17 protein-coding genes are annotated in these 23,286 nt (G+C 40.6%); 6 read left to right on the top strand and 11 right to left on the bottom strand.

Annotated elements, in window-relative coordinates; genetic code table 11:
• Nucleotides 1–118 precede the first annotated feature (118 nt).
• Both glmU and glmS read left to right on the top strand, forming a co-directional pair.
• The gene (gene glmU / locus M1E93_RS00185) at nt 119–1,489 is read left to right on the top strand and encodes a bifunctional UDP-N-acetylglucosamine diphosphorylase/glucosamine-1-phosphate N-acetyltransferase GlmU (protein ID WP_088498815.1); all 1,371 of its coding nucleotides are present in this window, start codon (nt 119–121) and stop codon (nt 1,487–1,489) included.
• Between the two features lie 168 nt (nt 1,490–1,657).
• Nucleotides 1,658–3,490: a glutamine--fructose-6-phosphate transaminase (isomerizing) gene (gene glmS / locus M1E93_RS00180; protein WP_004923999.1), complete on the top strand. Its 1,833-nt coding sequence runs from the start codon at nt 1,658–1,660 to the stop codon at nt 3,488–3,490.
• A 72-nt stretch (nt 3,491–3,562) separates the two neighbouring features.
• On the opposite strand, the gene M1E93_RS00175 is transcribed toward glmS, so the two are convergent.
• From M1E93_RS00175 to M1E93_RS00145, 7 genes are read right to left on the bottom strand one after another with little or no spacing between them, the layout of a single operon-like run.
• Complete coding sequence (locus tag M1E93_RS00175; protein WP_004924000.1) at nt 3,563–3,967, bottom strand: ParB N-terminal domain-containing protein; 405 nt, start codon at nt 3,965–3,967, stop codon at nt 3,563–3,565.
• Nucleotides 3,968–3,991: 24 nt separating this feature from the next.
• Nucleotides 3,992–5,137, bottom strand: a complete 1,146-nt coding sequence (locus M1E93_RS00170; protein WP_104873099.1) for an ABC transporter substrate-binding protein — start codon at nt 5,135–5,137, stop codon at nt 3,992–3,994.
• Nucleotides 5,121–6,329: an MFS transporter gene (locus tag M1E93_RS00165; RefSeq protein ID WP_426207055.1), complete on the bottom strand. Its 1,209-nt coding sequence runs from the start codon at nt 6,327–6,329 to the stop codon at nt 5,121–5,123. The genes M1E93_RS00170 and M1E93_RS00165 overlap by 17 nt, the downstream gene beginning before the upstream one ends.
• Nucleotides 6,326–7,495, bottom strand: coding sequence for an NAD/NADP octopine/nopaline dehydrogenase family protein (locus tag M1E93_RS00160; protein ID WP_014657146.1), 1,170 nt, complete (start codon nt 7,493–7,495; stop codon nt 6,326–6,328). Before M1E93_RS00160 ends, M1E93_RS00165 begins: the two co-directional genes overlap by 4 nt.
• An 11-nt stretch (nt 7,496–7,506) precedes the next feature.
• Entirely contained in the window at nt 7,507–8,523 is a 1,017-nt protein-coding gene (locus M1E93_RS00155; protein ID WP_104873101.1) for a PLP-dependent cysteine synthase family protein, read from the bottom strand.
• A gap of 8 nt (nt 8,524–8,531) precedes the next feature.
• The gene (locus tag M1E93_RS00150) at nt 8,532–9,935 is read right to left on the bottom strand and encodes a Y4yA family PLP-dependent enzyme (protein ID WP_104873102.1); all 1,404 of its coding nucleotides are present in this window, start codon (nt 9,933–9,935) and stop codon (nt 8,532–8,534) included.
• An 11-nt stretch (nt 9,936–9,946) separates the two neighbouring features.
• Complete coding sequence (locus M1E93_RS00145; protein WP_237683248.1) at nt 9,947–11,881, bottom strand: TonB-dependent receptor; 1,935 nt, start codon at nt 11,879–11,881, stop codon at nt 9,947–9,949.
• A gap of 214 nt (nt 11,882–12,095) precedes the next feature.
• Here M1E93_RS00145 and M1E93_RS00140 point away from each other — a divergent pair, with 214 nt between their 5' ends.
• Nucleotides 12,096–13,043 carry an IS30 family transposase gene (locus M1E93_RS00140; protein ID WP_140035165.1) on the top strand — a complete coding sequence of 316 codons (948 nt, stop codon included), beginning with the start codon at nt 12,096–12,098 and terminating at the stop codon, nt 13,041–13,043.
• A 235-nt stretch (nt 13,044–13,278) separates the two neighbouring features.
• On the opposite strand, the gene M1E93_RS00135 is transcribed toward M1E93_RS00140, so the two are convergent.
• Complete coding sequence (locus M1E93_RS00135) at nt 13,279–15,135, bottom strand: IucA/IucC family protein (RefSeq protein ID WP_104873103.1); 1,857 nt, start codon at nt 15,133–15,135, stop codon at nt 13,279–13,281.
• 207 nt (nt 15,136–15,342) lie between these two features.
• Here M1E93_RS00135 and M1E93_RS00130 point away from each other — a divergent pair, with 207 nt between their 5' ends.
• Entirely contained in the window at nt 15,343–16,173 is an 831-nt protein-coding gene (locus M1E93_RS00130) for an HpcH/HpaI aldolase/citrate lyase family protein (protein WP_104873104.1), read from the top strand.
• A 143-nt stretch (nt 16,174–16,316) separates the two neighbouring features.
• On the opposite strand, the gene M1E93_RS00125 is transcribed toward M1E93_RS00130, so the two are convergent.
• On the bottom strand, nt 16,317–16,853 hold the full coding sequence (locus M1E93_RS00125; protein ID WP_004924031.1) for a TetR/AcrR family transcriptional regulator: 537 nt from the start codon (nt 16,851–16,853) through the stop codon (nt 16,317–16,319).
• 95 nt (nt 16,854–16,948) lie between these two features.
• Here M1E93_RS00125 and M1E93_RS00120 point away from each other — a divergent pair, with 95 nt between their 5' ends.
• Complete coding sequence (locus M1E93_RS00120; RefSeq protein ID WP_004924034.1) at nt 16,949–18,430, top strand: MFS transporter; 1,482 nt, start codon at nt 16,949–16,951, stop codon at nt 18,428–18,430.
• Nucleotides 18,431–18,502: 72 nt separating this feature from the next.
• Here the strand turns inward: M1E93_RS00120 and M1E93_RS00115 are convergent, their stop codons facing one another.
• Entirely contained in the window at nt 18,503–19,912 is a 1,410-nt protein-coding gene (locus tag M1E93_RS00115) for an MFS transporter (RefSeq protein ID WP_036942423.1), read from the bottom strand.
• 74 nt (nt 19,913–19,986) lie between these two features.
• Between M1E93_RS00115 and M1E93_RS00110 the strand changes: the two genes are divergently transcribed.
• Entirely contained in the window at nt 19,987–20,649 is a 663-nt protein-coding gene (locus M1E93_RS00110) for a helix-turn-helix transcriptional regulator (RefSeq protein ID WP_104873105.1), read from the top strand.
• 33 nt (nt 20,650–20,682) lie between these two features.
• On the opposite strand, the gene M1E93_RS00105 is transcribed toward M1E93_RS00110, so the two are convergent.
• Nucleotides 20,683–23,214: a penicillin acylase family protein gene (locus M1E93_RS00105; protein ID WP_395756065.1), complete on the bottom strand. Its 2,532-nt coding sequence runs from the start codon at nt 23,212–23,214 to the stop codon at nt 20,683–20,685.
• Nucleotides 23,215–23,286: the final 72 nt, after the last annotated feature.

Here is a 23,286-nt window from a genome sequence, read left to right as displayed (position 1 = left end):
GTATAAAGAAAAGCCAGTCGGTTAATACCTGACTGGCTTTTTTATTTGTGCGAAATATGTAGTAATTTATGTAGGAAATAGGTTTACTTTTATCCCAAAGTTGGAGTTTCAGGAAATTATGACTGTGCAAAGAAAAAGTGTCGTCATTCTTGCTGCTGGAAAGGGCACTCGAATGTATTCAGAACTGCCTAAAGTCCTGCATTTATTAGCAGGTAAACCAATGGTTCAGCATGTTATTGATACAGCTAAATCTGTTGGGGCATCAGACATTCACCTTGTTTATGGACATGGTGGCGATTTACTGAAAGAAAAATTGGGTGAACAAAACCTCAATTGGGTATTACAAGCAGAGCAACTCGGTACAGGGCACGCAATGCAACAAGCTGCCCCACACTTTCAAGATGATGAAGATATCATCATGCTTTATGGTGATGTGCCATTAATTGCGAAAGATACGCTGCAACGCTTAATTGAAGCTAAGCCTGAAGGTGGTATTGGTTTATTAACGGTAATTTTAGATAACCCAACTGGTTATGGCCGTATCATCCGTGAAAACGGTGAAGTTATCGGTATCATTGAACAAAAAGACGCAACTGAAGAGCAACGTAAGATCCAAGAAATCAATACTGGGATCATGGTTGCAAGTGGTAAAGACTTTAAACGTTGGTTATCCCAACTGGATAATAATAATGCTCAGGGTGAATACTATATCACTGACGTTATTGCATTAGCTCATAAAGAGGGGAACAAGATTGAAACTGTTCACCCTAGCCGTTTGAGTGAAATGGAAGGGGTGAATAACCGCTTACAACTTGCCGCTCTTGAACGTATTTATCAAAGAGAACAAGCAGAAAAGCTCCTGCTTGCAGGGGTAATGCTAATTGACCCTGAACGTTTTGATATTCGCGGTACATTGACACATGGGCGCGATATTATCATTGATACGAATGTGATTATTGAAGGTAATGTGACGTTAGGTAATAACGTACATATTCAATCAGGCTGTATTCTTAAAAATTGTGTTATTGGTGATAACTCGGTTATCAGCCCCTATTCTGTGATAGAAAACTCTGAATTATCTGCGGAATGTACAGTCGGTCCTTTTGCTCGTTTACGTCCTGGTGCTAAATTGGCAGCCAAAGCCCATGTAGGTAACTTTGTTGAAATGAAGAATGCCTCATTAGGTGTTGGTTCTAAGGCTGGCCATCTAACCTATTTGGGCGATGCTCAGATTGGTGAAAACGTCAATATTGGTGCTGGAACGATCACCTGTAATTATGACGGTGCGAATAAGTATAAAACCATCATTGGTGATGATGTGTTTGTTGGCTCCGACACCCAGCTAATTGCTCCTGTTTCTGTTGCAAATGGTGCAACCATTGGTGCTGGTACAACGGTAACTCGTGATGTTAATGAAGGTGAGTTAGTCGTGAGTCGTGTGAAACAAGTCCATATTAAAAACTGGCAGCGTCCAGTGAAGAAAAAATAAAATACATTTTTAGGAGAGGTGAATGTGCCTCTCCAATAGTAGCGTTAATAAGATAAAAATATAATAAACCCCATTTTCTACAAGGCTTGGGGAGCAGCAAAAGCTGTAACAACAATCAGGTAGCGACATCATAAGGGCTGGAGCCCTTTGTTTAGGAATAAATTTAATATGTGTGGAATTGTAGGTGCTGTCGCACAACGTGATATTGCAGAAATTTTGATAGAGGGGCTTCGCCGCCTTGAGTATCGTGGTTACGACTCTGCTGGTATGGCTGTCGTTGATCATGAAGGCCATCTTCAGCGTTTACGAGAAGTTGGTAAAGTACAAATGCTGGCGGAAGAAGCGGAGAAAAACCCTGTATCAGGTGGAACGGGGATCGCACATACCCGTTGGGCAACCCATGGTGTTCCGAGTGAACGTAATGCTCACCCACATACTTCTGGTTTTATTGCCGTTGTTCATAATGGGATCATTGAAAACTATTTAGAACTTAAAGAAGAGTTAAAGCAACTTGGCTATATCTTTAGTTCTGATACTGATACCGAAGTGATCGCACACCTTGTTCATCATGAACAACAAAAAGGTGGTGCTTTAGTTGAAGTGGTTCAGCGCGTTATCCCACAATTACGCGGTGCTTATGGCACGGTGATCATGGATAGTCGTACTCCTGAATTATTGGTGGCAGCCCGTTCGGGAAGCCCATTAGTGATTGGTTTAGGTGTGGGTGAAAACTTCCTCGCATCGGATCAACTTGCATTATTGCCTGTTACACGTCGTTTTATTTATCTTGAAGAAGGCGATATTGCGGAAGTCACTCGTCGCACTGTACGTATCTTTGATAAGCAAGGTCAGGCTGTTGAACGAGAGCAAATTGAATCTAATGTTCAATATGATGCAGGTGATAAAGGTGTTTATCGCCACTATATGCAAAAAGAGATCTATGAGCAGCCAATGGCGATTAAAAACACCCTTGAAGGGCGTTTTAGCAAAGACAATGGCATCGATCTGAGTGAGTTAGGCCCTAAAGCAAGTGAAATATTATCTCAAGTTGAGCATATTCAGATTGTAGCTTGTGGTACATCTTACAATGCGGGGATGGTTGCACGTTACTGGTTTGAATCTTTGGCTGGCATTCCTTGTGATGTTGAGATTGCCTCTGAATACCGCTATCGCAAGCCCGCTCATCGTAAAGGCAGCCTGATGATCACGCTATCACAGTCAGGTGAAACGGCTGATACGCTAGCAGCATTACGTTTATCGAAAGAGCTAGGCTATTTGACGTCTCTTGCGGTATGTAACGTGGCTGGCTCTTCATTGGTACGTGAATCAGACTTTGCACTAATGACTAAAGCAGGTGCAGAGATTGGCGTTGCTTCAACCAAAGCGTTCACCACGCAATTAACCGTACTGTTGATGCTGGTCGCCTATATGGGACGTATTAAAGGCGCAAGTCCTGAATTAGAAGAGAGTATTGCTAATGCTCTGCATGCACTGCCTGCACGCATTGAAAGCATGTTATCTCAAGATAAAGTGATTGAGGCGCTGGCGGAAGATTTCTCTGATAAAAATCATGCTCTATTCCTTGGTCGTGGCGAGCAGTACCCTATTGCGGTTGAAGGTGCATTAAAGCTCAAAGAGATCTCTTATATTCACGCAGAAGCGTATGCGGCGGGTGAATTGAAACATGGTCCATTGGCTTTGATTGATGCCGATATGCCTGTCATTATCATTGCACCTAACAACGAACTGTTAGAAAAATTGAAATCTAATATCGAAGAAGTACGCGCTCGTGGTGGCTTGCTTTATGTGTTTGCAGATCAAGATGCAGGCTTTGAAGCGAGTGAGAATATGAAAATTATTCCGTTGCCACATGTTGAAGAGTTGATTGCGCCGATTTTCTATACGGTTCCTCTACAACTGCTCTCTTACCATGTTGCGTTGATCAAAGGTACTGACGTTGACCAACCACGTAACTTGGCTAAATCAGTGACGGTTGAATAAATTAGAATTATTTAAAATTTAAATACATTAAATCCGATTATGCTTTTAACTGCATAATCGGATTTTTTATTTTTATCTTAACATGCTGAGATCAATACCAATTATTGGCAATGATGGTGAAAAGTAATGACACGTTGCTTTATAAGGAAGGAGTTTGTTTTGGTGTAAAATAACATCAAAAATTGTTTGTATATTATAAGGTTGATCTGAGTTTTGATGGTGTACTTTGACTCGTTCATCTTGGTAATTTAGTAAAATACAGGGGAGAAAAGTCAGATTTAACCGCTTAGCCACTTGATAGCGGTGGTTGCCATCCATAATAATGCCGGAGTTTATTTCGCAAGGAATAGGGGTTGTCCAAATACCCTCACCAATTATTTTTTTACTTAAATAGTCGACGTGGCGTTGATCCGTTTCTTCAGATGAGCAAAGAAATTGTATTGGCTTCAGTTCAATATGATAGGTATTGATAGTCATACCCCCTCCTTCTTATCAAGATGGTTATTTATCACCTAAACTTACAAAGTAACCAGGTTCATAGCTGATCGGTAAAAATTTATCGTAAAGCGCCTTAAATGTTTCATCTGCATTTAAATCTGGAAATAATTCGGGATGGAACCAACGTGCTAATTGTTGGATTGCAATAAAATCGTATGGACTATTATAAAATTGATGCCAAATTGCATAAAATTGTTGGTTTTTGACGGCATTACTTCCGGTATAAGCAGGCTTTTTTAGGTATTTTTTTAGCTTCGCTTTTGCCGCTTCCATATTTTCATTTGGCCCTAAACCAATCCAATCACCATTAGGCATAAATGATGAAAAGTTTGCACTGGTAACAACGACTTTATCAGGATTTGCGGCAATAACTTGCTCCGGATCCATCATATAAAATGTGTTAGGCGCATTTTTTTCACCGATATTTTCACCTCCGGCGAGTGAAACAAAACGCCCAAAGTTACCATTGCCAAATGTCAGACAGCATTCATCGGTATATCCACCAATGCGCTCAATAAAAATACGTGGCTTTTTAGGATTTTGGTTACTTAATACATCACTCACTCGTTTTAATTGCTTATCTCTAAATTCAATAAACTTTTCTGCTATTTCTTCTTTACCCCATAAAGTGCCGAATAGGCGCATCGTTGGCGTCGTATTTTTTAATGGGTTATAGCGAAAATCAATATAGACAATAGGGATCCCTGCTTTCTCTAATGCTTTATCATACCCTTGTTCTTCTATTGCTGTTTTTGCCTCAATATTCATGATGATAGCATCGGGTTGTAGCGCTAATGCTTTTTCAATATTGAGTGAACGTTTTTCAGTGCCGCCAAATGTGGGAATACGGTTTAGTTGAGGAAAATAAGTACTGTATTGTCGCCATGTTGCAGGATCTGACGTTTGCATATCATTCCCCATCGCAACAATACGTTTCGCTGGATTATCTTTATCTAGCATGGCGACAAGGTAGAGCATACGCCCTTCACCTAAAATGACTTTTTTTATGGGGGTACTTACGGTGACCTTTCTACCAAGTATATCTGTAACAACGGTCGGTTTTGCTGAGATTATTGTGGAAAATAATAGCCCAAAAAGAATAAGTAAAAATTTAGCCATTTGCTGGTGTAGCCTATACTTTTTTTTCATATTGTTCCTTATTGATGATATGTTTTGTTAGTAAAATAATCGTGCTAAGGTATATTAGATAACCGACTGAAATATAATAAAAAAGCATATTGATTCCAGGGTAAATAATAAGAATACTGCCGAGAGAGATCCCCCCGATTGATGCAAATTGATTAATACTTTGCGATAAACCAAGTACATAACCTTGATGTTTTGCTGGCGATGCTGAGGAGATCAGTGCTGTTAAGATGGGAGTGGTCGCGCCTAGTAAAATTCCCCAAATAAAATAGAGTAAGGCAAACCAAATAATTGAAGCGTTTGCGAGACTGATGGCAATAGCCGCGCAGCCAAAGATAATCCATCTTAAGCGTGTCAAAGAGGCAACAATGGATTGGTGTTCAAACCATTTAGCCCATAATTGAGCCGATAGGATCACCCCCATCGCTTGTAATCCATAAATAAGCCCTATTACCCAATAGTCTGTTGAATAGGTTTTTTCGATATATAAGGAGAAACTGGGCAGGGTGATAAGCCGGATCATTAATAATAACCCTGTAAGCAACATCAATTGTTTAACGATAGTTTGAGGGGAACCGTTTTTTTTCGTTGTATGGGCTGTATTGGCGGGGGATAAAAGGGGGGAATGCTTATCTGATGGTAAAAATAGAAAAACAGCCACGGCACTTAACATACAAAGCCACCCAGCCATCATATTGATCCAAAAGAAATTGAGATAATCTAAAATTAACCCACCAGCCAGCGCCCCTAATAGAGAGCCTATATTGGTTGATACTTGTAGTAGGGCAAAGAGATGAGTCCGTTTTCTAGGGGCTGTTACTGCCACCCCGTAAGCTTGCGCTGGCGCTATATACCCCGCACATGCTCCTTGAATAAACCTTAATAGTAAAATTAACCAAGGGTCATTACAGAATGACAGTAAAATTTGGGTAATTGATAACCCAAGCAAGGCTCGGATTATCATTGCTTTATTCCCCATCCGGTCACCAACTTTCCCCCAAAAAGTACTGGTTAGCATGATGCCAATCATGGGGGCTACATAGACCATTGTTAGGGCGAAAGGGAGTAGTAAATCTGAGCTGTTATTTTGCAAATGAATAGGCCAAAATGGCCCACTCATTTCCATTGCACCCATTGATATTATTTGAATACCGAATAAGAACCCAATAATCAGATGGTTTTTAAGCAATTTCACCGTTTAGCCACCCTATATTGAGTGAGGTCTATCTTGGTAAATATAGGGTGATGAATTTCAGGTTTTAGCCCTAAATAATCCATACACCAAGTGTAGATCTCTTGCATATAGGGAATAGGGATATTGAGCTGCTTCCCTAAATTAACGAGTAAGCACAAACCATAAATAATATCTTCCTGAAAAACGCGATGGTTTTTATTGAAGACCCAGCCACCGCCTTCAGCGTTTATAAGAGGTAATTGAATACCATGGTAGGCCTTGTTTGAACGAAGAATTGACCATAGTGTTTTGGCATCCTCGATTTGTTCGGTATAAGCTTCTCGTAATTCTTCAATTAAAGGTTTTACGGTATTAAGTGAGATTGCCAATTCTTTGGTTAAATATTGGCAAATCGCCAGTCGCTCCTCATCACAGCGCTGTAAATAGTAAGCACCAAGTTCAGGGCAATCATTCCACCAGCACAGTGGAGATTCAAAATTGCGTTGATGCCATTGAGCGTAGGGGCCTATCAGCCCATAAATGACTGAGCTGTGCATAATAGGATTTGCGGGAGTGAGGGTTATTTCTAAGTAATTATCAAGAATAGTAATAGGAGCCGAGTATATTTCCGATAACCAACAATGGAGTTGGTTTTTATTTGTTTCATTTTCTCGATGATGAAACGCAATAAAGAGTTCAGATTTCTCACCACCGAAACAAACTTTTGTGCCAAGTTCTAAACCCCATGCAATATGAGGCACATCTTTCATGCCCCATATTACGACATTAGGTTTATCTTTAAAAAATTGTTCAGCAAGCCAATCAAAGCCATTTATACCGGGAATGGCGCCAATAAACACCGTGTGGGATGTCGATAAGTAGGGTGAGATAAAATTTAGCCAATTTGCTTGTTGATGGGAAGGAACAGTAAGAATAATTATATCGGCATGAGGTATGACGATTTGCGGTAAATTAGTTATTAATTCAATTGAATAATCAATAACTTTTCCATCATGATAGTGAACTGATAATTTTTGGTTCTGCTGCTGGTGGCGTTCGACGGTTATAGGATTTTGGGTAAGTAATGATGCCTTAACATGAGCGAAATGGCTAAACAGAGCAACCGCTAAATGACCGGTTTGGCCTCCCCCACAGACAACAACCTTGAGCTGTTTGTTATCTATCATCATGGTTTCCTCTAGTTAGCTTGCTCTAGTGGAATGGTATTCGTTAGCCAACGATTGAGTTGATGCGAAATCTCCTCTGAAATCAGGTTGCGAGCGCTTAACCATTGTTCGTTGAATATTGTATTCAGGTATTTTTCACCGCCATCAACAACAATGACCACGACATTGCCGCTAAGAATATCTGTATTTATATATTCTAAGGCTTTATAGACAATGCCTCCGGTTGACCCTCCTACTAATAAACCGTATTTGTTGGCGAGAAAACGGGTTGTTTCAAAAGCTTGGCAGTCAGAAACTTGAGCATTATGGTCAATACAACTGTAATCGAGCACTAAGCCTACGGTGTCCCCTTTTGGCGTCCCTGTTCCTGATTGATAATAGGGTTTGCCTGGGTTACCAAAAATAATTGAGCCTTCAGGCTCTACAGCGACGGTAATCGTTTGTGGGTTATGAGCCTTTAACCCTTGAGAGATGCCAGTAATAGAGCCACCTGTACCGGCACAACCGACATAAGCATCAATTTTACCTATTTGCTCAATAAGCTCACAGACTAAAGCTGCATAACCTCCTGAATTAGCGGCATTATCTGATTGATTCAAAAAGGTTGCATTAGGCAGTTGAGATGCTAACTCGCTGGCAAGGCGTTGCCGTTCAACAACAGCCACTTCATCCTCTTGATAATCACCTGTAACATAGCGAATATCTGCGCCTAGCGCCTTCATAATAGAAATTTTGTCGGGGGCGGCATGGTGGTCAACAACCGCGATAAAATGCAAATCAAACTCGATTGCTGCCAGCGTGAGTCCTATTCCGGTATTACCTGATGAGGATTCGATAATAGTGCTTTTAGGTTTTATTTTTCCTGATTTAAGGCCAGCAATAACCATGTTTCGAGCCATTCTGTCTTTCATACTTCCCCCTGGATTGTTCTTTTCCATTTTTAGAAATAGAGCACTTTTTTTGTGGGGAACAGCGATACGTAAAACAGGTGTATTGCCGATCAAATCAGTGACTTTGCTGCTGATCATAAATATTCCTATTTGTTATCTTTGAAAAAAATAAACTGCCCATCATGATTTTCCAGTGCATACAATCGACAAGGAATAGGGTGCCGATGAAATTGATTTTCAAGTAAGTCCATTTGATATCCGGCTGTATTTATGAAAATGAGCAAATCACCGGCTTGAGGAAGGTGAGTAAATAAAATTAAGCGATGGGTGATCACATCATTTTCTAAACAGCTATGTCCTGCTATCCATACTCGGGTGGGGCGCTGTTTATGTTGTTTTGAGTGTGGTACTAAAACATGTAATGGATCGAGTAAAAACTCTGAGTTAAACCAAGTTTCACAGGCACTAAAGCTACTGCCTTCAACAAAAATAATAGGATGTTGGAATTGCTGATTAACGCGCACAACTCGAAATAGCGATATTGCACTTTGATCGACTAAACATCTGCCGGGCTCTATCGTTAGTGTGATATGGTTTTTCTTAAGGTATTGAGAGATGGTTTCGTTTTCTGTGTATTGGGATGATAGGAATGTAGTTAACCATTGGGTGGCTGATTGTTCCCCTCCATAAGGGTAAAAATCGGTTGGTATACGGTTATTTTGGTAATATTGGCTCGTTTGATTATCTATCCATGATTGGTATTGTCCTGTTGAAACATATTGAACCGGTAGCCCGCCGCCAATATCAATGGTTTTAATTTCAAACCCCAATGACAGTGCTGATTTTATAAGTGGCTGTAATTCACGGAAAGCTTGTACGCGTGAAGCGCTTTTATAGCCACCTAAATGAAAATGGATACCTTGCCAAAGTAAGCCTGCATGCTGTTTGGCTAATTGAAGTGCCGTTATAAATGCAGCAGATTTCATGCCAAACCTAGAGCGGCTCATTTGTGGTTGATAGCGAAATAGAACCCTCGCGATGAATGATGTTCTTGATAATAGGTTGAGGATATCTTGTAATTCTTCAAGAGAATCAACGACAATCAGTGAGTTATGTAATATCAGTTTCCAAAGAAATTCATTGGTCTTCGCAGGACCAGTAGCACAAATTTTCTCTGGTGAAATCCCATAGTCATAGGCATCTTGCCATTCATGAAGGCTTGATACATCAACGCCAATACCTTCTTCAACGGCTATTTTGACTAGGATATTGGATTGGTTAACTTTCACGCCATACATAATGCGCCCTGTTACACCATGTTCTTGAAAAACAGCATTCAGTTTTAGAATATTTTGTTGCATGGTATGAGGAAAAATCACGTTTAATGGGGAACCATACTGCTTAACCAGTTCTACCAGCCTTTCATTATTTTCAAAACATAGCCGTTTGACCTGCTCATCCATGAGCGGCGGTAATTCTGTTGGCGCTACGGTTTTGATAGATTGATAAGGTACCGATAAAAAATGGGTTAAGTTAGTTTGGTTCACCATGATTTCACCTCTTAGAAATCAACTGAAATAGAACCGAGTACGGTTCGCGGAGAGCCTTGAGCGAATGTGCTGTAGGAGGCTACACCAGACCAATAACGCTCATTTAAAATATTGGTGATATTTAGTCTCAACGTAACAGGCGTATTCGATATCTTAGTCTTATAGGCAGAGCCAATATCGACGGTTGTCCATGAAGGTATTGAATGAGTATTTTCTTTATTAACGTATTGACGAGTATGGTAATTGATATTGCCATTGATACTTAAACCTGAAACAGAAGGGATATCATATTCCGCACCAAAATTTGCGACCCAAGGGGAAACGCCAATCGGTTCATTTCCTTTATTTTGCCCAGATGCAGTTTTGGTGAGCTCTGCTTGAATATAAGTGACGCCGCCGGTTAAACGGAGAGAATCAAATGGCTTACCAGAGACACTTAGCTCAATACCACGATTACGTTGTTCATCGTTGGCAGAATAAATCAGGCTGTTAGGGTCTAATGACCCGCTTGGTTTACTGATTTGGAAAAGGCTCAGTGTTGTTATTGCGACGGGTTGTTCATATTTAACGCCTAACTCATATTGCTTAGAACGAAATGGCTTCATCATTTCGCCGCTATTTTTAGCATTAACCGGAGCAGTACTTCCTTTGCTGAGACCTTCAACATAATTCGCATATAGCGAGATATTATCAGTAGGTTTAAACAATAAACCGACTAATGGGGTAATAGCGGATTCATCATAAGTTGTTGAAAGAGCCCCTAAAGTAAAGCTATCAGATTTTATATTTTGATAGCGAATACCGGGGGTGACCATAAAGCTATCGTTAAAAAAGCCAATTGTATCGACCAATGAAACCCCTGAAAGTGTATTTTCGGAGCGTTTTGTTATTTCTGGGTAATCAGGGATTTGTTTATCAATATAAGTAGGGTGATATAAGTTGGTATTGTATGGTGTGCCTGCATTTGTACCGACATTATAACGATCAAAATAGCGGTTCCACTGTAATGCGAGTTGATGAGAGGTATTTCCTGTCATGAATTCACTTTTGATACCAGTGCCAACAGAGTAACGCTGGGTTTTGCTTTGAAAATTCATGATATATGTGGAGATATCCCCTTGATCATTAAGGACGGTGTAGGTTTGTTCATTAACCCGATCGATACGGGTTCGAGCACCACCAATATCCATAAATAATGAGGTATTGCTTAGCACATCATATTCCATATGTAATAAGGCGGAATCATCATTGGATTTCCACCATGTCCATGGGCTAGCTAAATTGGTTTTCCCACTAGGCGCAGGTGGAACAACCCCATTTTCCCCTAAAAAAAATGGACGATTAGTCGCATTCATATTTTGGTTTTGAGTAATGAGATCCAATGAAGCGCGAAAGCGTTCACTAGAATAATCTAGCGCGATAGCACCGACGCCGAGCCGACGGTCTTGATGGTCAACGGCAGTATTACCATTGGTGTAACTTCCATTCACGCGAATACCAAAATATTGGTTATTCCCTAGGTCATATAAACGGCCAACATCTAATTTACCACCTAACTGAGAGTCACTTAGATATTGGGCGGTTAAGCGAGTGATAGGCTGCGCACTGGCACGTTTGGTTACGACATTGATAACACCACCAACCCCCCCTTCAGGTGACATACCATATAACAGAGATGCTGGTCCTTTTAGAATATCAACACGTTCAGCGTAGTCTGCTAATAATTGAAAGTTAGGGGATACACCATAGATACCATTAAGCGCAAACTCACCGATATTACCTTCCGTTATAGGGAAGCCTCGAATATATAATGAGTCAAGTAGTCCACCTTTAGAGCTACTAATTTGTATCGAAGTATCGTGAGAAAGAATGTCTGAAATTTGTTGTGCTTGTTGTGATTCTAAATAAGCTGAATTGTAATTAGTGATATTAAAGGGAATATCCATAATATCGTTATCCCCTAATAGCCCCGCTTGCATTGATCTTGAAGAAAAAAGGTTAGGTTGTAGGTTATTATTACCCTTAGCTGATACGATGATACTATCTTTGCTGAGCTCGCGAATTCAGATAATAAGTGCAACGCTCGGTCATGTTAGATGGAAGGACGGTTAGCTACTGATAAGCTATCCTGCTCTTCCGACCAAAGATGAGCGAGTAAGTATGAAGTATCAGCAACTAACCGAAGGACAACGATACCAGATATCGATACTGCGTGAGGATAATTTATCCTGCCATGAGATAGGTATCCGTATCGGTGTAAGCAAGTCCACGGTCTCCCGTGAACTGAGGCGTAACACTTCAGATACTGGTTATAACCCACAACAGGCACACCAGAAGTGCTGTGATAGGCGGCTGTCATCTGCCAAAAGGACAATTCCTCAGCAGACCATAGATTTCGTGATATTTGCTCTGGAGTGGAAGTGGAGTCCTGAGCAAATAAGTGCAATTGGCAGCATTATTGGTCTTAGCGTCAGCCATGAATGGATTTACCAGTATATCTATGCGGATAAGCGTAGCGGTGGCGAGTTGTACAGGCATCTTAGGCAGGGCAAACGGCGATATCGTAAGGGCTACGGGCAGAAACGAGGGCGCATCCCTGATGCGGTATCCATTGAGCTACGGCCGTCAGTCGTCGATGACCGTAGCCGTCTGGGGGACTGGGAGGCCGATTTGGTGCAGGGTAAACAGGGCACTGGTGCTATCGTGACACTGGCAGAACGCAAAAGCCGTATTTACCTGACAAAAAAGGTGTTTTCAAAGGATGCGGTGGAAGTCAGTAAGGCCATTATCTCACTGCTGAGTGAGTATCAGGATGTATGTCACACAATAACGTTCGATAACGGTCTAGAGTTTAGTGAGCACAAGGCGATAGCAGAAGCACTGAACGCAGATACGTACTTTGCCCATCCGTATGCCTCGCATGAGCGTGGGCTGAACGAGAATACGAATGGGTTGTTAAGACAGTTTATCCCGAAAGGAACAGACCTGCGGACAGTGACAGAAGAAGACTTACAACGCTATCAGGGAGCGTTGAACAGCAGGCCACGCAAGTGTCTGGGGTTCAGACAACCTTCGGTGGTGTTTGCGGAGCTAAGAAAGGCGGCTTAGCGTTGCACTTCGGACTTGAATCCGCCGCTTATTATCTGATTTAGCAAAAAGGGTATTAGGATAAAAGAATGAAATTACCACACAAAATAAAGAGTGATAGGTAATTTTATGTTTTGCTATGTCTTTAAATGGTATAGTTAATAAGTTATTTTTCATATTGAATTAGTCGTTTTATTCGCTTTATTTACAAGGAAGGGAACAAACCTAGTATTACCTTCTGTTAGATAAAGTTTATTTATTGAAATAATAAAAATGGGTTCGTTAAACCATGTTGTATTCGGTAATTAATATATCGTTGGATATGCATAGTGAGTAGTGAGCGAGTTTGCCAAGGTGAATTCATAAATATTTCATATTCTTGCCTCCAAAAACTTTCATCAATTCGAGGCTTAACTGATTCAAAAATATATTGAGTTATATTTTTTAATTCCCTCCAAAGCTGGTGGTTAGTTAAGCGGTAAAAACGAGTAATATGGACAGCTAGTTCATGTAAATGGCTTACAAAACAAGCGTCAATCAAAAAACTCCGTACAGGTTCTATATCCTCTTCAAAAACGGTCGGTAAAATACCGGGCCAAGAGTAGGCTTGTAATTGATAGCCTTGTTGGTGCAATAGGGGTAAAAAGGCTCGGCCATCACCATAGTCACGGATTAAACATTTTTCTGGGATACCTTCTGATGTGAAGAGTACTTGGGTATTTTGCTGATGAGCTTCAAGAGCAATGCCATATATCAAATACATAGATATAACAGGCTCTAAAATAACTTTTGTATAGCTGCGGAACCATTCACGAGGAGTTAATCCTGATTTTTCAATGAGTTCAGTGAAAATCGGTTTTTGTTGATTTGGTAAAGCAGTAAAGAGTGTTGCAACCGTGATAGGCAATAAATTGTCACTTCTTTCATAAGAATTCGTGCAACGAAATACGACAGAAAGAAAGCGCCCAGCTGAATCATCTTGTTCAATGGCATGTCGGTAGTGGATACCGAGATCTTCACGTAGAGATTCTAATTTCCCATGAAAGTTTTTCTCTTGTTTTAAGATGGTATCGATTAACTGACTAATTCTAGGCCCCATATGGATGGATTTTGCTTGCAAGCTACGCATTTCACTTGTCATCCAAACTGCGATGGGTAATTTAACAAATGCCTTATTAGTGGCATCTGTGGGGAGCATGGTCCTAAAGGACATCGTCGGTTTGGTTTCTAATTGAGGCCCATCAATAAGCAGTATTTCATCTTGAATGAGTTCTGCTGCTTGCTCTTTTACCCAATGATTTAAGTGCCAGGGATGAATGGGTAATGGAAGCCATTGTTGAGGATCCCTACCTTGTTGCCCAAGCCAATCACACCATTGTTGACCAATAAGTGGAAATTGTTGAAGAAACCAGAGGTGAATATTAGCGACATGCGGCAATGCTTCAATATAGGCCATATCTCGGCGTAGAGCTGCGACAGTAAGATTCACCGTAGCATTAAATTCAGGAGAGTAAGCCATAACATCTTTGGCTTTCATGTTTGGTCGGCTTTTCCATGTTGGATAATAGGGATGCCCTTCAAGTGAGCCCCATTGGTCGAGAAACAAAGCCGCATCGCGGATACTGTATTTATGAACGACCCAATCAGTTAAGTCATTAAAACCGTATTTAGACATTTGTTGGCTAATATCGTGTGACCAATTAATGCGGAAGTTGCGTGCATTAATGTCATTATCGACACTGTTTTTTATATCATTTTTTAATTTATTTAAATTGTTAGGGGTAAACGCTATATTTAAATCTTCTTTTAATATATCAAGCATGTCATCTATCGTTTGAATAATTTCCTTTTGATTGTTTTTATCGATTATATAAATATTTCCATAACTTAATACGGTATTGGCAGGGTATATATCTACATCGGTGAAAAGGATTTTAAATGATGATGTTATGGATTGATAAATATATCCACAATAATCAAAATCCCAATAAAATTGTTTTTTATCAATCAGTTTTTCTGCAAACAAGCAATGAATTAAACGCCTAAGGCTATTATGATGAGAAAATTCAGCATTAATATTTAAAACATTTGTTTGTTTAGGGGTATTCGTCATGATTAGCCTCTTATAGCTATGAGAACGAATTAATTAATGATGAATATCATTAACTAGAAAAATAATTTTGAATACTTGAAAGATATTGGTAATAAAGTTAGCATTGCCGAAAAAAATAGTAAATGAGAATTATTGTTTTTTTTATTCTCAATTGAGATGTAAGGGAAAATAATATGTTATTCAAATGATTGATTAGGAAGGTTCACGATGACTAATTGTTCTGTAACTTATTTATTTGTACCCGGAGATCACCCTCAATTCTTTGATAAAGCGTGTATTAGTGGCTCAGACGTGTTGATTTTAGATTTGGAGGATTCAGTCCATCCTTTACATAAATCTCTTGCTAGGCAGGAAGTTATGGATTGGTTACTCCATTATCCAAGAAAGGAGGTAACGCAAAAAATAGCCATTAGAATTAACCAGCCAAATAGTATTGAATATAATCAAGATATTGATTGGCTAAAGAAAAATAACTTATTCATCTATTTATCTCACCTTGTTATACCTAAAGTTGAATCTGTAGAGATGATCAACGATGTTAAAAAACATCTCTTTGATAATCCGCAACTATCGATGATTGCTATCATTGAAACGGCATGGGGGTTACACCGTGTTTATGATATCGCACATTCAGGTGTTGAGCGCCTTGCATTCGGCTCTTTAGACTTTTCTCTTGATATGCAGTGTGACATGTCTCGTGAATCACTGTTGTTTGCAAGAACACAAGTGGTGCTTGCTTCTCGCCTTGCAAATCTTTTAGCTCCTATCGACTGTGTCACACCAGATATTGATGATTTGGCTGCTTTAGAGCAAGAGTGTTTGCATGCTAAAGCTCTTGGTTTTACAGCAAAATTAGCTATTCATCCCAATCAAATTGCTATTATCAAGCGATCGTTTGATATAACGCAGCAGCAGCTGGCTTGGTCAAAAAAAGTATTACAACAATCTCAAGAGCAGTATGCCTTTAAAGTGGATGGCAAAATGGTAGATTTACCTTTAATTTTGCAGGCAAAGAAGTGGCTAAATACCCACAAATAAAAATACGCCTAATTTGCTTACCGTTTCTGGCATCATCCCCGTCCATTTATTTCGTCGTAATGAAAAATAGCGATTTTTTGTATCTCTGTATCGATACAACGAACGATTGTTTTTTTATAGGATAAGTTCCTAGGTTTGTCACGTTAGCCTAAAAAACGTGACATATCATGGAACATCTCTTGCCACTCGTTTTCGTCTATTTCCATCAAACCAAAATAGCGCAACATAAAGGCGCCCTCGGTAGCAAGAAACATCAGCCGAGCGCGTTTGCCATGCTCTGTTGAGGTGTCTAAATGGCGCAATCTATCACGATACCAAACACGGGTACTTTCTAAGTATTCAGGGGTTTGTAGTAAAGCTGCCATTAATGCTGCCCCCTTCGCCATCGCGACTTTGTCATGTTCATAGGTTGCAAGCCGATGGGCATTAATACGATTTTCTGGGGAGCTGTCTTTTTCAATCTCACGGTTAAATATTTGCTCATAGGTATAACCCCAGCGTTCAAACATTGCATCGATTAAGGCATCTTTGTTACCAAAACAGTATTGAACCCCTCCTTTAGAGATCCCCATGGATTTTGCGACTGCATCAATCGTCAGAGCAGCAGCACCTTGGTTAAGTACGATGTTTTCAGCGGCATCGAGCACTTTATCTCGATCGATAGTTCGTTGACGTCCCATTTAACAAAAACCTCTTTTCAATACATACGTATGGATTTATATTGTAGCACGATCATGAATAAATAGTGATTAAATAAACTTGTTGAGATGATTTTATGCTAGCAAATTATAAACGCTGGATTATTTTACTTTTAGTATCAAGTGTACTCTTTCTGATTGTCATCGATGTAACGGTGTTATATACCGCGTTACCGCGATTAACGCATGATTTAGGCGCCACATCTTCTGAAAAATTGTGGATCATGAATGCTTACCCATTAATTGTCGCTGGGCTGTTGCCTGCTGCGGGTATGCTTAGTGATCGCATTGGCCATAAGGTCATGTTTCTGTTAGGGCTACCTTTATTTGCGGTCGCTTCTTTATGTGCGGCATTTTCTCCGACGGCAATGAGCCTAATTTTATCTAGAGGCTTTTTAGCTGTGGGAGCGGCGTTGAGTATGCCTGCAACCTTATCGATTGTTAGACACGTTTTCTTAGATCCAAAAGAGCGTGCACTTGCGATAGGTATTTGGTCGGCGGTGGCATCAGGTGGTGCTGCGATAGGCCCTTTGGTTGGTGGTGCGCTGCTTAACCACTTTTGGTGGGGATCGGTCTTTTTAATTAATGTTCCTGTGGTATTGCTGGTATTACCTTTTGCCTATTTTTTAATTCCTAAATGTGGCGGAACAGGCTCACAAAAAATTGATTATCTTGGCTCTGGGTTAGTGCTAGTCGGGTTAGTTGGCATTATTTATGCTCTAAAAGAGCTGGGTAAGCCTTATACCAATTGGTGGGAGTTGACTATTGTTGGGGTTATCGGTGGGCTATTTTTATGGTTATTTAGCCGCAGACAAATAGCGTCTGAATCACCAATGATTGATTTTAAATTATTTTCTAACCCTCGTTTTAGTGCCGGTATTTTAATGGCGATATTATCGATGGTGATTATTGTGGGTGTCGAACTCCTATTGAGCCAAAGACTACAATTAGTTCAGGGGTATACGCCACTTCAAGCGGCGCTGTATATTATCCCGATCCCGATTGCTTCTGTATTAGCAGGCCCATTAACTGGAATGTTATTACATACAATGGGGGAAAGACGTTTAACCGTCATTGGCTTTGTTTGTACTTTGGCAGGGGTACTTGGTCTCATTTCTATTTATCAAACCTCAACAGGTTTCATCTTATTGTTATTCCTGTTTTTAATTGGTTTTGGTTTAGGAATTATTTTTACGACAGCTTCAACAACCGTGATGCTCAATGCGCCAGATAAAAAAGCCGGTATGGCCGCGTCTATTGAAGAAGTCGCATATGAAATTGGTAGTGTGTTGGGTGTAACCTTTATGGGCGGATTGATGAGTGCCATTTATACAATGAAATTATCATTGCCCGATAGCTTAGTCGTTGATAATAAAGCTTATGATAGCATTGATGAAGCTTTTATTGTTGCGGAGCATCTGCCGCACGAAAGTGCTAATTTATTGATAAATCAAGCGCACATAGCGTTTGATCAAGCCTTTTTTGGTGTCATGGTATCGACAGCGATTATTGTCATAATCAGCACGCTGTGTATCCCTTACTTTTTCCGTAAAAATTAACGTTAATGAATAAAGGGAAGTGAATTAAATGACACTTCCCTGCTTTTACCACGTATCCCCCACGCGGGAGTATTACTTCACTTTCCTGATCAACAGTGCGGCAAAGAATGGACAAATGGCAAATAAAATAAATAACCAAACAGAGGCTTGTTGAGCGCCTGCTATTCCACCAGGGGAAATCAACCCGCTGTTATTCACGACGACACCCACGAGCGCGGCAGAAAGCGCAGTCGCATATAGTTGAACGGTAATGACGGATGAAGACGCGAGATTTTCTTCACCACTAGGGGCGACACTGAACACTTTTAACACCAAGTGTGGCCAGCAAATACCAATACCAAGGCCAACTCCCATCATTGCGACTAAATAAATTGTAAACAGTAAGATTGAACTCACAAGCTTCGTATGAGGAGTCAAAATGGCTAACACAATTAATGAAATAAATATGATGATTGGCCCTGTACGAAGTATTTTTAACACGATTGGGCCAGTTTTATTGGCACTTAATAATGCGCCAATCGTCCAACCTGCTGCCATAATCGCTGTAAGATAGCCTGCTGATAATGGCGAGAAGTGGTGGATGGTTTGTAAGAAATAAGGAACATAAATTTCCGTTGTCATACCACCCACCAACAAGCTCATCGTTAAATAAATCACACCGAGTGAATTTTTTAATGAATAAGTGCCTGTTGGTAGTAATCGCTTACCTTTTTTACCATCGATTTTTGCGATAGTGACCAATAAGATAAGGCCAACGAATAGGCCAATGGCATTGAATATCAACTGACTGGATAAGCTACCGATGGAAATCGCTAAGACGGAAATCACTAATAGTGAAATGGCGAGAACAGGCAGTTTACTGATCTGTTGGGATTGATTTGTCCTTTTAGGCAATTGATTTATCACGATTAGAACGAGTAGAAGTGCAACGGGAAGTAATGACCAAAAAGCCCAGCGCCAATGACCCGTTTGAGCGAATACTCCACCAATAGCAGGACCGCAAAGTGTCGCTATTCCCCACATACCGGAAACAATGCCCATGGCACGTGACCAAAGGTTTTCAGTAAACACAACGCGAATAAGGGCGTAGCTTAAGGCGAATAAAATTCCACCGCCTAGCCCTTGTAACGCTCGCCCGCCAAGTAACATTAACATTGATGGTGACAGTGCACACCAAATGGAGCCTAATGAGAAAATAAGCAGAGCCGTTAAATAGGCGAATTTAGGCCCTAATTGATTGAGTATTTTACTCGACAGTGTTGAACCCACAATTGAAGTAGCAACAAAAATCGTCGTATTCCACGCATAATATTCAAGACCACCGATATCATTGACGATACTAGGTAAGATAGTTGTCACAATATAAATATTGATAGCATGAAGAGCGACACCACCGGTGAGGGCAATCGTCAATAATGCGTTACGACCACTAAGTAAATCAGCCCACTTAGCTTGAGTTGTCGTGGAGGGTTCATTGCTCATAGCGAGACCTGCTAGACGAGAGAGTTAAAAAAACGTTAATATCCAAGTACTGACTTGGATATTAGAGTGACAGAATGATTAATGCAAGTGATTACTTTGATAATTTAAATATCAGCCAAGCGGTTGATAAGGTTTTGTTTTGCATAAAAACAAAAGGTCCTATCTCGACAGCTGTGATTGCAAAAGACTTGGCAATGACGGGGGAAGCGGCACGCCAGCATATTCAGAAACTGACGTCTTTAGGTTTAGTTGAAGGGGTGCAATGTACCTCTCAAACCGGAGCGGGCCGACCAAGGCAGAATTGGGTGCTCACAGCATTAGGGCATCAGCGCTTTCCTGACACACATGCTCAATTAACATTGCAGCTCATTGATTCTGTAAAAAATATTTTTGGTAATGAAGGGCTGGAAAAGCTAATTAGCCAACGAGAAGGGGAAGTTAAGGCGAAATATTTGTCGCGATGTGGCTCTTTACCTTTCGTTGAACGATTACAGGCATTAGCCGATGTTCGCAACGAAGAAGGTTATATGGCACATGTTGAGCAAGATGGTAATAGCTGGTTATTTATTGAAAATCATTGCCCTATCTGTGCTGCGGCGACCGTCTGCCAAAATTTTTGTCGTTCAGAATTGCAACTGTTTCGCGATATTATGGGAAGTGATGTGACAGTTGAGCGTGAGCAATATTTGTTAAATGGCGCGGGACGTTGTGTCTATCGTGTACGGCAAATGAAATAGGGCCGAGTGTTACCTCGGCCCTGTTGAGATTGACTATTTTTCGATCTCAACCTGTTCGCTAGATTCGATGTGCGGCGTCAATTCTTCCGTTGTGAGCCATAATGGTTTCTTTTCAAATTGTTCGTAGAGTGACAATTGGTCTTGATAATGAGGTGATGGTTTGCCTTGAGGTGAAATAAAACCGCTTTGGCCTGGTGCGACGACATCCCAAGCTTTCACTTTACCATCGCTAAACACGATCAAATCATTTTCTGTGCCTCTATTATGATACTCATTTTGATGAAAACGCTCTTTTGCATTAGCTTGAGGAACGCCAAAGAAATTATTGGCTCTGAAAGTGAGTGCCGTGGCAGGGGTTTGCCAGCTTGCAAGATTATCACCATATTTTAGGGTCATCTGCTGATAAGTATTGCGTAATGCTTGGCGAATGACCTCATCTTGAGGTTTGCCTGCAAAGAGATCAATCGCTTGAGGAATTGCAGAGCGTTGTCCTAATAACGATTCATATAAGATTTTGGCCCCCGTACTAATATTCAGTGAACCTGTAGGGCCGTCTTGTGTTGTTTCATAGCCACTGGCTAAATACCATTTATCAAAGGGAGCCGGTACAGCTTGACCGAGAGTCGCTTTTAACATCTCCTTGAGCCAGATATCTAATATTGCCGAGCCTGGTTGAATATAATGCTTACCATCCTTTGTAAGATGATTAATGCCATCCCATTGGTTTAGTATATTAGCAAGTTTTACTGCATCATCATCGGCAGGTAAATCACGCGTAGCACGGATGATATAAGGGGTGAATAAGCGATGATTGAGGTCAACACGGCTGGTTTGTTTTAGGATATCCCACATATCCTCTTGGTTTAACAAAGCTTTTGATTCTATCAGTCTATTTATTTCTGTCACTCGATCAGCCGAACCCCATAAGAAAGCAAATAAGTCACTAGCGGGGTAGTTTTTGGCTGGGGAATTATTCCAGTTGGCAATATAACCGGATTTCGGGTTATACACTTTTGGGTTATTGGCAAAGGGTTGCATACCTTGCCAATCCCACTCCCCGGTACCTGGCACAGGAAGGCGAGGGTCATGGTTTTCTTGGCGCTCAGGGTAATGTCCTGTATGGATATAACCAATATTGCCATCTCGATCGGCATAATACCAATTAATGGTCAGTGCTTGATTTTGTGCCTGAGCTTGCCATTGCTGCCAATTTTTGGCTTGTGCCTGTTTTACCCATGCCATCAAAGAAGAGACTTCTTTTCCATCCCACGCTCGAGCCTTGCTGTATGCGATGTTAGCGCTGTTATCTTGTTTGACTATGTTACCGTGCACCGTTCGATAAACATCTAATGTGACAGGCGAAGCATCTTTCACGTTAATGACCTCTTGGCGGCTGAGCATTTTTTTCCATTGGCCTTGATGTTGGTAATAGTTAGGACGTTTTGGGTCGAGTTTCTCTGCAAAAATATCGACACCATCACCAAAACCAGCCGTTGATCCCCATGCTATGTTGCCATTATGGCCAAATAATATTGCTGGATAAGCGAAAGGGGTGTTGCCAACCAAATCAAAACCAGCACCATGTAAACCAATGCCATAGGTATAGGCTGGGTTAAACCAGCCAAATTGTGGGCCGTTGAGCAAAATTGCGTTAGCGCCATCGGCTTTTGATTTGCCGACAACCCAGATATTACTCGTCGTTGGGTAACCTGCTAACCCGTTCGCACCGCCTTGCTCATATTGCTTGGCAATCAATTGGCTATTTTGCTGTGCTGTTAATGCGATTAATTTGCCGGAGGCATCCTTTGCAGGGCGCTCAAACATAGGGGGAATTAGACGGTAATCGTTTATTTGATTCACCTGAGATTGCTTGTTTTTATTTTTTGTATCTGAATAGGTAAATTCTTGAGCATCAATAGTGGTGGGGGCATTAGGGTTGTTTAGCCAATTTATTTGGTTGAATACTGCTAACCCTGTTTGCTCACCATACTTATCTTTTAAGGCGGTTAATAAGGCTAGATTATCGATTTCACTGTTCATATCTGAGAAGCGGTTAGCCATAGTGCCCACCATAATCATGGCAACGTCAAAGCTGTTCCATTGAGATGGTGTGAAGCCATAATCAATAAATTGTTTAGGCATTAATTTATCTGGCCTCGCATTCACTTGTTTGATCCAAGCGTTCATGCCGTCTGCATAGCCACGTAGGATATCCTGTTCTTCTTTAGGGAGATTTTTAATTTGTTGATGGATGGAGTCAGGCCAGTAATTACTGCGGATATCTTTATCAAAGGCAATAAAATCTTTGCCGAGCACTTCTGAAACGGTGCCTTGGGTACTGCGTTTTGCCATTTCCATCTGGAAAAGCCTGTCTTGGGCGACAGCATAGCCATAACCATAAAAAAGGCTATATACGTCATCGGCATAGATATGAGGAACGCCGTAGCTATCTCGATCGATTTTGATTTTATTCGGTTCGGCATAGCCAGTAGATGAAAGTGTTGTTAATCCAAAAATAATAACCGCAGATAATAAGTTGTTTATCTTCATCAGGTGAGTCTCCATTTTTTATTGTTTTATGAGACTAACAATCACTAATTTGTAAATGAAGAGTTAAATAATAGTTAAATTATTAAT

Source organism: Providencia sp. PROV272 (genome assembly GCF_049901975.1).
Lineage (GTDB): Bacteria > Pseudomonadota > Gammaproteobacteria > Enterobacterales > Enterobacteriaceae > Providencia > Providencia stuartii.
The sequence above is the reverse complement of the archived record's forward strand: the minus strand, read 5'-3'. Positions and strand labels throughout refer to the sequence as shown.

Coding starts and splice junctions, on each gene's coding strand:
- M1E93_RS00170 (WP_104873099.1), bottom strand. CDS start 5,137: ATGAAAAAAAAGTATAGGCTACACCAGCAAATGGCTAAATTTTTACTT.
- M1E93_RS00130 (WP_104873104.1), top strand. CDS start 15,343: ATGACTAATTGTTCTGTAACTTATTTATTTGTACCCGGAGATCACCCT.
- M1E93_RS00175 (WP_004924000.1), bottom strand. CDS start 3,967: ATGACTATCAATACCTATCATATTGAACTGAAGCCAATACAATTTCTT.
- M1E93_RS00145 (WP_237683248.1), bottom strand. CDS start 11,881: ATGGATATTCCCTTTAATATCACTAATTACAATTCAGCTTATTTAGAA.
- M1E93_RS00125 (WP_004924031.1), bottom strand. CDS start 16,853: ATGGGACGTCAACGAACTATCGATCGAGATAAAGTGCTCGATGCCGCT.
- glmU (WP_088498815.1), top strand. CDS start 119: ATGACTGTGCAAAGAAAAAGTGTCGTCATTCTTGCTGCTGGAAAGGGC.
- M1E93_RS00135 (WP_104873103.1), bottom strand. CDS start 15,135: ATGACGAATACCCCTAAACAAACAAATGTTTTAAATATTAATGCTGAA.
- M1E93_RS00115 (WP_036942423.1), bottom strand. CDS start 19,912: ATGAGCAATGAACCCTCCACGACAACTCAAGCTAAGTGGGCTGATTTA.
- M1E93_RS00110 (WP_104873105.1), top strand. CDS start 19,987: ATGATTAATGCAAGTGATTACTTTGATAATTTAAATATCAGCCAAGCG.
- M1E93_RS00150 (WP_104873102.1), bottom strand. CDS start 9,935: ATGGTGAACCAAACTAACTTAACCCATTTTTTATCGGTACCTTATCAA.
- M1E93_RS00120 (WP_004924034.1), top strand. CDS start 16,949: ATGCTAGCAAATTATAAACGCTGGATTATTTTACTTTTAGTATCAAGT.
- M1E93_RS00160 (WP_014657146.1), bottom strand. CDS start 7,495: ATGATAGATAACAAACAGCTCAAGGTTGTTGTCTGTGGGGGAGGCCAA.
- M1E93_RS00155 (WP_104873101.1), bottom strand. CDS start 8,523: ATGATCAGCAGCAAAGTCACTGATTTGATCGGCAATACACCTGTTTTA.
- M1E93_RS00140 (WP_140035165.1), top strand. CDS start 12,096: ATGAAGTATCAGCAACTAACCGAAGGACAACGATACCAGATATCGATA.
- M1E93_RS00105 (WP_395756065.1), bottom strand. CDS start 23,214: ATGGAGACTCACCTGATGAAGATAAACAACTTATTATCTGCGGTTATT.
- glmS (WP_004923999.1), top strand. CDS start 1,658: ATGTGTGGAATTGTAGGTGCTGTCGCACAACGTGATATTGCAGAAATT.